The 12547-nt window shown below is 55.0% G+C and carries 8 protein-coding genes; 3 read left to right on the forward strand and 5 right to left on the reverse strand.

Translation table 11 applies throughout. From position 1 onward, the window contains the following. Positions 1-54 precede the first annotated feature (54 nt). The 5 genes from NMUL_RS03630 to NMUL_RS03650 all read right to left on the reverse strand — a co-directional run bounded on the left by NMUL_RS03630 (position 55) and on the right by NMUL_RS03650 (position 10332). Positions 55-3228: a multidrug efflux RND transporter permease subunit gene (locus NMUL_RS03630; protein WP_011380045.1), complete on the reverse strand. Its 3174-nt coding sequence runs from the start codon at positions 3226-3228 to the stop codon at positions 55-57. Continuing rightward, positions 3225-4460 (reverse strand): efflux RND transporter periplasmic adaptor subunit, encoded by a 1236-nt coding sequence (locus NMUL_RS03635; RefSeq protein ID WP_011380046.1) that lies wholly within the window; start codon positions 4458-4460, stop codon positions 3225-3227. Before NMUL_RS03635 ends, NMUL_RS03630 begins: the two co-directional genes overlap by 4 nt. A gap of 124 nt (positions 4461-4584) precedes the next feature. Continuing rightward, positions 4585-6009 (reverse strand): efflux transporter outer membrane subunit, encoded by a 1425-nt coding sequence (locus NMUL_RS03640; protein WP_011380047.1) that lies wholly within the window; start codon positions 6007-6009, stop codon positions 4585-4587. After that, a complete protein-coding gene (locus NMUL_RS03645; protein WP_011380048.1) occupies positions 6006-9122 on the reverse strand; it encodes an efflux RND transporter permease subunit in 3117 nt (1038 codons plus the stop codon). The genes NMUL_RS03640 and NMUL_RS03645 overlap by 4 nt, the downstream gene beginning before the upstream one ends. 34 nt (positions 9123-9156) lie before the next feature. Then, a complete protein-coding gene (locus NMUL_RS03650) occupies positions 9157-10332 on the reverse strand; it encodes an efflux RND transporter periplasmic adaptor subunit (protein WP_176980962.1) in 1176 nt (391 codons plus the stop codon). Positions 10333-10490: 158 nt separating this feature from the next. On the opposite strand from NMUL_RS03650, the gene NMUL_RS03655 reads away from it, so the two are divergent. The 3 genes from NMUL_RS03655 (at position 10491) to NMUL_RS03670 (ending at position 12477) form a co-directional block, all read left to right on the forward strand. Further along, positions 10491-11114 (forward strand): TetR family transcriptional regulator, encoded by a 624-nt coding sequence (locus NMUL_RS03655; protein WP_011380050.1) that lies wholly within the window; start codon positions 10491-10493, stop codon positions 11112-11114. 431 nt (positions 11115-11545) lie between these two features. Further along, the gene (locus NMUL_RS03665; protein ID WP_011380051.1) at positions 11546-12064 is read left to right on the forward strand and encodes an Rrf2 family transcriptional regulator; all 519 of its coding nucleotides are present in this window, start codon (positions 11546-11548) and stop codon (positions 12062-12064) included. 68 nt (positions 12065-12132) lie between these two features. Next, a complete protein-coding gene (locus NMUL_RS03670; protein WP_011380052.1) occupies positions 12133-12477 on the forward strand; it encodes a HesB/IscA family protein in 345 nt (114 codons plus the stop codon). Positions 12478-12547: the final 70 nt, after the last annotated feature.

A 12547-nucleotide genomic window follows, 5' to 3' on the forward strand; every position in this document is an offset into this window, starting at 1 on the left:
GCAGCCATTCCAGCATGGAATGCTGCCGGCAGGAATGTTATCTGTCCAGGATGTTTATTCGTCTTCGACGGTGGAAGGAGAATTATCCGGCGCCGCATGGGATGCTCGAACCTCTGGCTGTCCGCGCCGATGCGTCATTTTTCTTATTACTACGAAAAAGAGAGGTACGAAAAAGATGGCAAGAAAGGTCGCAGCCAGCATCCCCCCGAAAACACCCGTCCCGATGGAATTCCGGCTGGCGGCCCCTGCGCCGGAAGCGATCACCAGCGGAAACACCCCCAGGATAAAAGCCATGGAGGTCATGATAATGGGACGGAAACGTAGCCGGGCGGCCTCCATCGCCGCGTCGAGCAAAGGCTCCCCGTTCGCATAACGCTGATTGGCGAATTCCACGATCAGGATGGCGTTCTTCGCGGATAATCCGATCAATGTCACCAGCCCGATCTGGAAATAGATGTCGTTGGTCAATTCGCGAACCCAGATAGCCAGTAATGCGCCTAAAATTCCGAACGGAATTGCAAGAATCACCGCGAGCGGAACTGACCAGCTTTCGTAAAGGGCGGCCAGCACCAGAAAGACCATGAGCAGGGCGAAGGCGAATACCAGAACCGATTTCCCTCCTGCCTGGCGCTCCTGAAAGGATATTCCACTCCAGTCGATCGTATAACCTTTTGGCGCCAATATCTCATCTGCGATCTGTTCCAGCGCATCGAGGGCCTGCCCCGAGCTGTAGCCGGAAGCGGCGCCGCCCAGCACGAGTGCGGAATTGAATCCGTTGAAGTGGGTGACGGGATCAGGTCCGCTGGTGAATTCGGTGGTGATCACCGAATTCAGTGGAATCATGACGTGGCCCTTGTCGTTCCGCGCACGCACGTAAATTTTCTCGATATCCTCCGGCCTTGATCGGTACTGAGGCTGCGCTTCCGTCTGGACGCGATAGATACGACCATATTTCACGAAGTCGTTGATATACAGGTTGCCGAAATAAGCCTGCATGCTGTCGAAGACTTCGGAAATCGGCACGCCCAGCGCTTTGGCGCGTTCCCGGTCAACGCGGGCATAAAGCCGGGGGGCACTGACGCGAAAATTGGTGCTGGCAGCAGCGATAGCAGGATGTTCCACAGCCTTGGCGACGAATTTCTGCGTAATCTCGGCAAACTCTTTGAAATCGCCCCCGCTCGGATCCTGTACCTGCAGGGAAAAACCCCCGGTGGAACCCAGGCCTCTGATGGATGGGGCATTGAAGGCAAGAATCAGTGCTTCCGGTATCTTTGCAAACTCCTGGAAGGCGGATGCGATAAGGCCGGTGACATGCTCCCCGGCACTCTTGCGCGTGTCCCAAGACTGCAGCGGAACGAACATCGTCGCCTGATTCGCTCCCCGCGTGCCGAACACGAAGTTCTGGCCGGCCAGCGCATCCGTTGAGTGTACCGCGGGAATCGACAGGAAGTATTGCTCTACTTTGCTCAATACATCAATCGTGCGTTCCTTGGAGGCTCCGTCCGGCAACTGGACAACGGTAATGAAATAGCCCTGGTCTTCTTCCGGGAGAAAGCTGCCCGGGATCGTTCTGAACAAGCCAAGGAGGACGAATATCATCACGGCAAAAATACAGAGAGCGATCATGGATCGTTTCAATACCATTCCGACGCCATTTGTATAGCGTGTCTGCATCCAGTCAAACGAGCGGTTGAACAGCTTCCAGTACTTTGCGGGCTCCCCATGCCCCGGCTTGAGAATAAGCGCACAGAGCGCGGGGCTCAGGGTAAGCGCCACAAAACCCGATATCGCGACGGACAGGGCAATGGTAATCGCAAACTGTTTGTACAATTCACCGGTGATTCCGCCCAGAAAAGCGACTGGAACAAACACCGCGCCCAGCACCAGGACGATGGCAATGACGGGGCCCGCCACTTCATCCATGGCCACCCTGGCCGCCTCCCTGGGCGGCAACCCCTCCCGCATATGCCGCTCGACATTTTCCACCACCACGATCGCATCATCCACCACGATCCCGATGGCAAGCACCATGCCGAACAGGGTAAGGGTATTGATTGAAAATCCAAGCGCTGCCATTCCGGCCAGGGTTCCGATCAGTGAAATAGGAACCGCGACCGCTGGAATGATCGTTGCCCTCCAGCTTTGCAGAAAAACAAAAACGACCAGTATGACAAGAAGCGTTGCTTCGACCAGCGTCTTCAGGACTTCCTTGATGGAAACTTCGATGAATATGGTAGTGTCATAGGGTATGTCGTAGGAGACGCCGGCGGGGAAACTGCGCGCGAGCTTGTCCATTTCCTGGCGTACCCGGTGAACCGTATCGAGCGCGTTGGCGCCGGGGGCCAGAAAGGTCAGAAGAAAGGTGTTGGGCTTTCCGTTCCATCTCCCTTCCAGATCATACGATTGCGCACCCAGCTCCACTCTCGCTACATCCCGCAATCGCACCATGGAACCGTCGGGATACGCCCTTACGATCATATCCTCGAATTCCTTCACTTCGCTCATGCGGCCCTGGGTAATGACCGGGATGGTAAGCTCCGTTCCTTTCGGCGAAGGCTCCCGTCCTATCCTGCCGGCGGGAAAATCCCGGTTCTGCTCGCGGACCACCGCCGCGATATCGGTGGGAGTGAGGTCCAGTTGCGCCATGCGGACAGGATCCAGGATCAGCCGCATGGAGTAATTCTGGCTGCCGAAGATAATGGCATCTCCTACGCCCGGAAGACGCTTGACGTTATCGAGAACCCGCAGCAAGGCATAATTCGAGAGGTAAATGGTATCGTGCCGCGGGTCGGAAGAACTCAGGGCAATGACCGCCAGAAGATCAGGCGACGTTTTTTTCACGGTTATACCCTGGCGCACGACTTCGTCCGGAAGTTGCGGTTCGGCTAGGCGCTGCCTGTTCTGCGTCTGGACCTGCGCGATATCCACGTCCGTTCCGATCTCGAACGTGAGCTTCATGGTCATGTGCCCGTCGTTCGAGCTAGTGGATTCGTAATAAAGAAGATTATCGATACCTGGAAGCTGGACCTCGATGGGGCGCGCGACAGATTCCGCAACAACTTCCGCGCTCGCCCCGGGGTAATCGGCATCGATCTGCACCATGGGCGGCGTGATTTCCGGAAACTGCGCAATTGGGAGGTTTCTCAGCGCAACGAGTCCCACCACCACAATAATGATGGACAGGACGGATGCGAAAATTGGACGATCGATAAAAAAGCGGGAACTCATGCCGATTTCCCGCCCGCTTCACTCTGGGGCTCGCCGGGGCCCGTTGGATGCTCCTCCTTGTACGGAATGGCCTTCACCGGGCTTCCAGGCTGAATCCTGTGTAATCCTTCCACGACTACTTGCTCTCCGGGGCGAAGACCGTTTTCGATCAACCAGTCTTTGCCATGCCAGGAACTGGCCGTGACGGGTCTGGACTGCGCCTTGCTCTCGGCATCGACGACATAGACGAAGGAGCCCTGGGGGCCCAGTTGCACAGCCCGTTGCGGAATCAGGATGGCATCTGTCCGGATATAACCCTTGACGCGGACATGAACGAATTGCCCCGGATAAAAATAGGATTGTCCGGGAGAAAAGCTTCCTTCCGGATTCGGAAACGTGAATCTTCCCTCCAGCGTACCGGTTTCCGGCCGTATGGATACGTCGGAGAAATCGAGCACGCCTTCCTGCGGATACACGCTCCCATCGGAAAAAGTGATCACTCCCCGCAACTGGAAGATATCCGGCCTTTGCACTTTCTTTTCCGCCAGTTCACGCCGCCTTCTGAGAAGATAGCTTTCGGGAACATTGACATTGACGTACATGGGATCGAGTTGGTCGATGGTGGTCAACAGAGTTGTCTGGGCGGATACCAGGCGCCCCTCATAGAAATGGCTGCGTCCTATCCGCCCGTTGACCGGGGCCGTGATGATCGTATTATCCAGATCGAATTTCGCCCTGATCAAGTCGCTTTGCGCCGCCTCCAGTCCTGCTTTGGCGGCAAGCGTTTCGGCGATTGCGTCATCGACACTCTTGCGGCTGACAGCCTGTTCCTCTAGCAGAGGTTTTACGCGCGCTTCTTCCTGCTCTGCCTGAACGAGGCGGGCCTGGGCCTGCGCGACTCTCGCCTTTCCGCTGAAATAGGCCGCCTCGAAGGGCACCGGGTCGATCAGGTAAAGCTTGTTGCCCTTCTTGACGTTCGTTCCCTCGGTAAAAAAAACTTTCTTGATTATTCCCGTTACCTGCGGGCGAATCTCGACGGGACGAAAAGCCTGTGTTTGCCCGATAAACTCAGGCTCGTCGGGAACAGTCTGCGTGGTGACGGTAATCACTTCCACTTCGGGGACAGTCTGGGCTGGAGCAGGGGGTGCTTTTTTGCAGCCGGAAAAAGAAATCAGGATGAGGGCTGTGCCTAGAGCGATGACAGCGGCGGCAGATGAACGGCTGAAAGGGTGCCACGGATGGGACAGATTCATGTACGTCTCCTGCGGGCTGCCCTGAAAACCCAGGGGTAGCGGTCCGCTGGTTAAGTGAGGGTGATGACAAGCAGTATTTTTATGATAGATCAGTTTTCAGATCTGCCGGACTGATCCTATGTCGTCAGACGGGCGTCCATCCCCCCCCGAGCGCTTTGTATAGTTGGACCACGGATATCAGATGGAGGCGGTGCGTTGCCGCAAGCGCGAACTCTGCATCGAACAGATTCCGTTTGGCCAGTAGCACATCCACGTAACTGGTAATACCCCCTTTGTAGCGCAGATCAGCGATATGCAGAGCCGAGCGCAGTGCATCCACCTGCTGTTCCTGCGCCTTGCGCTGTTCGTTGGCGGTGCTTACCGCCACCAGGGCATCCTCGACTTCCCTGAATGCGAGCAGGATGGTTTGTTCGTACTGGGCAAGCATTTGCCTGGCTTGTGCTTCCGCGGCACGTTGTTCCATTCCCAAAGCCTGCGCGTTGATCAATGGAACAGCCAGACCCAGTCCGCCTACCCCGAACTCGCTCCCGGAAAGGAGGAGATTGGACAGCGCCGGACTTGCCACGCCCAGGAAACCGGTGATATTGAGCTTGGGAAATCGCGCCGCCTGGGCAGCCCCAATCCGGGCGGTTGCTGCTGCAAGGGTTTGTTCCGCCTGCAGGATATCGGGGCGTCGCTGCAACAGTTCGGAAGGAAGTCCGGCTGGCACCTCTGGTATCAGCAACTGCTCCGTGAGAGAGCGTCCCCGTTCTATCGAAACCGGATTTCTTCCCAGCAATACACTCAGTTCGTTTTCCTTCTGGGCAGTCAGCCGTTGCAGTTCTGCCACCCGGGTGGCCGCATTGGCACGCTCAGCTTCGAACTGGTCTAGATCCAGCCTGGAGATGACCCCTCCCCGCAGTTGGGCTCGCGCAAGCGCCACCGACTCCTCCCATGAATGCAGGGCATTGCGTGCAATACCCATTTGCATATCGAATTGCAGGAGATCGAAATACGCCTGTGCTACCGAACTTACCAGGGTCAGGACCACAGCGCGCCGGTTTTCTTCCCGGGCCATCAAGTCAGCCAGGGCGGCTTCGTTCGAACGGCGAATGCGGCCCCAGATATCGATTTCCCAATTCAGGGTCGCTTGTCCGAAATAGCTGTAAGGTGTGGGAAATCCAGGGAACTTGAATCCTCCAAGGGTTCCGAAAGCAGGCGCATTGGCATTTGTGTCCATTTTGGGAAGGAAATCCATGCGTGCAGTAGCAAGGCGTGCCTCCAGCTCTTCAACGCTTGCTACCGCCTGCTTGAGATCCTTGTTCTGGGCCAATGCGAGACGGATGAGCTGTTGCAGTTGATTATCATGCAGCAATTCCCACCAGGACAGGTTCGCAATGGATTGCCCCTCCGTTTGCGCCAGGCGAAACCTTTCGGATGTTTCGACATGAGGGCGGATATAGTCCGGCCCCATTGCGCAGGATGCAAGGAGCAGAGTGGAGAGCAACAACCCCATTCCGCTCCGCAGGCGCTCTCTCATGTCACGACGGCTTGTCACGATGTTTCTCATGATGTTTCCTGCGACAGGTTTTCGACTGGCTTACCTTTATTCTTGCGTGAAAGCCAGGTAAAAAACAAGGGAATAAATATTGTGGCAACAAAAGTGGCAAGCAGCATTCCCCCAAACACGCCGGTTCCCATGGAGCGACGCGCGGCAGCGCCAGCTCCCGTTGCGATCAATAGGGGCACGATACCCAGCACAAAAGCCATGGATGTCATGACGATGGGTCGGAAACGCAAACGCGCCGCCTCGATCGCTGCCTCTGCCACAGGCAGACCTTCAGCCATTTTCTGCGTAGCAAACTCGACGATCAGAATGGCATTTTTTGCAGCCAGGCCGATGAGCGTGATCAGGCCGATCTGAAAATAGATATCGTTGGGCATGCCGCGGGCCAAAACGGCAAGCAGGGCACCGGCAAGAGCAAAAGGCACCGCCATGATAACGGCGAGCGGCAGGGCCCAGGTCTCGAACTGGGCAGCAAGAATGAGAAATACCATTATGATTGCGAAGCTGAAGGCAAAAATTGCGGCTGAACCAGTCCGCTTTTCCTGATAAGCCTGTCCTGTCCACGCAATCTGGTAGCCATCGGGCAAATTTTTTGCCGCAATCTCCTCTACCAGCCGGATAGCATCGCCTGAACTCACGCCAGGCGCACCGCTTCCCAGAATCTTTGCAGCAAGGAGGCCGTTATAGCGCTCGAGCTGCTCCGCGCCCACAATGGTGCTGAGTTTGCTGAGGGCGGACATGGGCACCATCGCGCCGGATTGGGAGCGTACGTACACTCTGCCGAGATCCTCGGGATGCATCCGGTATTGCGGTTCCGCCTGCATTTGCACCCGGTAAGTACGACCGGAGTAATTGAAATCGTTGATATACAGCGAACCCATCGTACTTTGCAGCGTGGCGTAAATGTCGGCGATTCGCACTTGCTGAGAAATCGCTTTTTCCTCATCCACTTCAACGAAGAATTGCGGCACGGTGGGACGGAAAAAAGTATTGATGCCGGCTAGCCGCGGTTCCTGGTTCAGTGCAGCGATAAGGTTGTTCACCACTATGGATAATTGAACCGGATTAGCGCCTGCGCGGCTTTGCACATAGACTTCGAAGCCGCCTGCGGTTCCCAGCCCGCGGATGGCGGGCGGGTTGAAGGAGATTGCGATTCCATCCGGTTGTTGCATTCCGATACCCATCAGCTTCTGGATGATATCCTCCGCTGTTGCCTTCCGCTCCGACCAGTCCTTGAATGCGACGAACATGGTAGCAGAACTGGTTTTATTTCCGCCACCGATCAGATCGAAGCCGTTTACAACGAATTGATGGGCCACGGCGGGATCATCCGCGATGCCCGCCCGCACCGATTCCGCGGTTTTTGTCGTTCTGGCCAGTGTGGCGCCATCCGGCAGGATGGTGGCCGTGACGACATAGCCCTGATCTTCTGGCGGCACGAAACTCTCAGGTACTGTTTTGAACAGATAGGCCGACAAGGCAATGATGCTTAGGAATACGAAGGCACCGATAACCTTATGCCGGAGCGTGATATTGACCATGCGGATATAAAAATTCGTCACCCGCTGAAAACCGCTGTTGAACGCAAGAAAGAACCGGGATTCACCGTGGGTATGCTTGAGCAGAATAGCGCACAAGGCAGGGGTCAAGGTCAGTGCCACCAGACCGGAAATGGTTACCGCTACGGCGACGGTGACCGCGAACTGGCGATACAGTTCGCCTGCGATTCCCCCCATGAATGCAACCGGCACAAATACGGCGCACAGTACCAGGACAATTGCCACCACCGCACTTGCCACCTGCTCCATGGAACGGATGGCAGCTTTCAGCGGTGACAGTTTCTCTTCGTCCATCAACCGCTCGATATTTTCCAGTACGACAATTGCATCATCCACTACAATGCCGATGGAAAGCACCATGGCGAAAAGCGTAAGCGTGTTAATGGAGAAGCCGAATGCCCACAATCCGGCGAAAGTGCCCACGAGGGAAATGGGCACGGCAATAATGGGAATCAGCGTGGCGCGCCAGCTTTGCAGGAAAAGATAAACAACCAGCAGAACGAGCACCATCGCTTCGCCAAGCGTCTTGAGCACCTCCCACATCGAAGCTTTGACGAACAGACTGGTATCGTACGGCACCACGTAGTCCATTCCCTGCGGAAAGTGTTTCTTCAGCTCTTCCATTTTAGCGACCAGCGCGTTTTTCGTGTCGAGCGCATTCGCACCGGGTTGCAGGAAGACGGGAATGCCGGCGCCGGGCTGACCATTCAAGGCCGTACGAACATCGTAGCTTTGCGCCCCCAGTTCTATCCGGGCGACATCCTTGAGGTAGAGGACTCCGCGCGGACCATCCGCCCGCAAAATGATGTCGCCGAACTGTTCAGGTGTTACCAGCCGACCTCTTGCATTTACGGTATAAATCAGTTGCTGATCAGGCGGAGCCGGTTCCTGACCGATCTTGCCGGCAGCATATTGCGCGTTCTGCGCCTGGATAGCTGCAGTGATGTCCGTAGTGGCCACGCCCAGTTGGGCCATGCGATCGGGATGCAGCCAGATGCGCATGGAATAATCCTGGCCGCCAAAGACAGTGGCATCACCGACTCCATCCGTACGTCTCAGCTCATCCATTATGTTGAGCGTGGCATAATTGCTGAGATAGAGCGGGTCATATTTGCCTTTCTCGGTCGAGATCAGCATGAAAACTATCAGGATGTCGTTGGAGCGCTTCTCAATTTTCAGGCCGGTGCGGCGCACTTCATCCGGCAGTCGCGGTAGTGCGACGTTTACGCGGTTACTGATATTGAAAGTCGCCTGGTCAACGTCCGTGCCGACCTCAAACGTTGCAGTAATGGTCAGCGTTCCGCTGGAGTCGGCGCTCGAGCTGAAATACAAAAGGTCCTGGACACCGCTCAATTGCTCTTCGATGGGCGCGGCCACTGTTTTGGTCAAGGTTTCAGCGCTGGCGCCGGGATAGGTTGCGGTTATCAGTACCGTAGGCGGCGCGATCTCCGGATATTGCGCAATGGGAAGCTGCAATGCGGCGGCGAGTCCGGCAAGGACGATGATAATGGAGATAACCGACGCAAATATCGGTCGCAGAATAAAAAATCTGGTCATGATTTATCCGGCGGTTGTCCGCCCGGTTTTTTGCTCAAGCGGCTTTGCCGGAGCCGGAATCAGGCTGGGCAGGAGGTGTTCCCGGCGTTTCTCCGGGCGCGTGAGGGGTAACGGGCGCCCCGGGGCGAAGCTTGATGATATTATCGACAATGACTTTATCCCCGGCTTTGAGTCCGTCAAGAATTACCCAGTCCGTACCCATCCACTTCCCGGTAACCACTGCCTGCGGAGTCGCTTCGTTTTTCTCATTGATCACATACACTGACTGACCGCGGTCAGAGGTTTGTATTGCATTCTGAGGGACGAGAAATACCCCGTCACGCTGGCCAACGACCACTTTCGCTCTGACAAACTGACCCGGCAGCAATCGCTGTTCCGCATTTTCGAACGTGGCGCGCAGTTGCTGCGTGCCCAGCAGCGGGTCGATCTGGCTGGCGGCGAAATTCAACTCCCCTTTCTTTTCGTATTCTGAGCCGTCCGGCAATATCAGGGTCACTTGTTTTACTTTTTTCTCGTTCAGGGGGCCGCCGAGCTGCATCAGTTCGTTATTCGACAGGCTGAAACGCACCCAGATCGGCGACAATTGCACCAGCGTGGTCAAAAGGCTGCTGTTCGCTTCCACCAGGGCGCCTTCCGAAAACTGGAAGCGGCCCGAAATACCGTTGACAGGCGCGGTTACAGAGGTATAGGAGAGGCTGAGTTCGGCGTCGCGCACGCGCACTTCGGCCTGCTGCAAGGCGGCGTGCGCAATCGCGTTATCGGAGACCGCGTTATCATACTCGCGCTGACTGATTGCCTGCGTCTCCAGCAGGTCTTTCAGGCGTTTTTCTTCGCGTCCGGTCTGAATGATACGGGCTTTCTGTTCTGCCAGTTGGGCCTTCGCCTGCGCAAGCGCATATCGGTAAGGTACGGGATCAATCAGAAACAGAGGTTGACCTGCTTTTACCTCTGCACCTTCCTCATACAGGCGTTTGAGCAGAATGCCCCCCACCCGGGGACGTATTTCGACCTCCTTGGCGCCTTCGGTCTGGGCCACGGCTTCGGCACTGATCGGTACGCTGGTAGGGTGAACCTCGATTACACTTACGGGAAGGGCGGGGGGAGGAGGTGTTTCTGGCTTCTTGCCACAGCTCGACACCATAACGCCCAAGGCGACGCTTGCAGCAACGCTTAGGGCGAGCCGCGCGGTAGCATACAGTAAGTCAGGCATTTTTATTTGGCTGCACATTAACGAGTTGCCGGGTTTGTTTTTATAATCCTGGATGGCTGTCATTCATGCTCCGTGCAGCTAAATTTGGAACTTGCATACATACGTGTATGTATGTAAATTATAAACCAACCTTCACAGATGTAAAGAGCGATTCGTACATGGCCCGAAAAACCAAGGAAAACGCGGAATTGACACGGCAGCGCATTGTAGATGCGGCGCGCCAGGTTTTTCTGGAGCGAGGCGTGGCCCGCAGCACCATGGAGCATATCGCGCGCGAGGCCGGCGTTACAAGAGGAGCGATTTACTGGCATTTCAACAATAAAATCGAGTTGATTCAGGCAATGCGGGAGCAGGTATTCCTGCCTCTCATCGATCGCATGGACGATACTTTGCTGGTTGAAGGCGTGGACGATCCTCTCGCCTGCATCGAAAATTTCCTGTGCGGCACGATCCAGGTTCTGATGGATAGTAAGGAGACCCGCCAGACATACGAAATCATGATGATCAAGTGCGAATACGTGGATGAGTTCGCTATGGTCTTGCAGCAGATTTTATTCAATTGTGCCCATATTTCCGAGAAGCTGAAGCTGGTTTACGAACGCGCCAGGATGCAGCAATTACTGCATTCATCCCATGACCTCGTGCAACTGGCCATTGATACCCATCTGTTCTTTATCGGGTTGCTGCACATGTGGGTGAAGGATACGGAGGGAAATCAGTTCCGGCACCAGGCAATTGAACTGGTAGAGGCGCATATGAGACTGCGCCGCATTTCCCTCTGAGCGACTGTTCGCTATCCCTGAATCGGTTGGACTGAAGTCGTCTCGGTAGGTCCGATACGATACGAGGAGAACTCATGGCGGAATTCCGCTCCTGCCATTCAAGTTGCTCCTGCTGTTTGTTTCAGCGCGGGCTGCTGTCAGTTCAACCCTATCCGTGCAAATGATCAAATTCGCACGAGTGGCAGTATCCCTTGCCGATGATTTTCTTTTGATTCCTCCCGCCGTTGATTCCATCGATACCGATTCGGTATCGATGGAGGATTCATTTCCAGATTGTATATCTTCAAAAATGATGCCCATATAGTTGACTAAATCAATCAGGTATCTTATAGTTGACTAAATCAGTCATCTATTGAACTTCTGCTGACTGAGATATTTCTGAACCTATCTACTTAATCCGTGAAGCCATCGAGAGCAAAGAGGAGTTCATCATGAGGCTAACAACCAAAGGACGGTTTGCAGTAACGGCGTTGCTTGATCTTGCGCTGCAACGCCAGACGCGTCCTGTGACACTTGCGGAAATCAGTCAGCGCCAGCAGATTTCGCTATCTTATCTTGAGCAATTGTTCGCCAAACTGCGTTCCCGAGGACTCGTCGATAGTGTAAGAGGCCCGGGTGGCGGCTATTGCCTTGCGAAAGACATGGGGCAAGTGTCGGTTGCCGAGATCATTCTCGCGGTTGACGAACCTATCGATTCAACTCAGTGCAATGGAAAGGAGAATTGCCACAACGACAGGAAATGCATGACGCATGACTTGTGGACAAAGCTCAACGAACTGATTTTCGACCACCTCGGCGCAGTTACGCTGAAACAACTGGTCGATGAGCAGAGGGAAAGAGAGGAAAGGCGGAAGGCAAGAGAGGCAGGGGTGGTGCAGATGCTGGATATGCGGAAGGCTGGGTCTGAAAAGGTCATACCCGATCGGAGCCGCACTGCAGTTTCTGCCTGACTTCAATTCTGAATGCCGAACGCTTACTTTCGTTGTCATAATCGCATGATGGTAGACGGAGAATGGCGATGTCAATAACACTGACTGAAAACGCGGCAAAACAGATTCAGAAGCAGCTTGCGAAGCGGGGCAAGGGGTTGGCTCTGCGAGTCGGGGTCAAGAAGGTGGGGTGTTCCGGATTTGCCTATACCTACGCTTATGCAGATGAGCTGCGCGAGAGTGATCGAATGTTCGAGTCCTGTAACGCTCATGTAGTGGTTGATGTCGACTTTCTGCCGTTTCTTGATGGTTCACGAATTGACTTTGTCAGAGAAGGACTGAACGAATCATTCAGGTTTGAGAATCCCAATGTGGATAATACCTGCGGTTGTGGTGAAAGCTTCAGTGTGAAAGAAGAGCCCGCCAAGGTCTAACCCCTGAAGTGGTGCCGGAAACCGGGATAACAGGAGCGGCAGTATTCGTAGCAAAGGAGTTGTCCTCTAT

It is taken from the genome of Nitrosospira multiformis ATCC 25196 (assembly GCF_000196355.1).
GTDB lineage: Bacteria > Pseudomonadota > Gammaproteobacteria > Burkholderiales > Nitrosomonadaceae > Nitrosospira > Nitrosospira multiformis.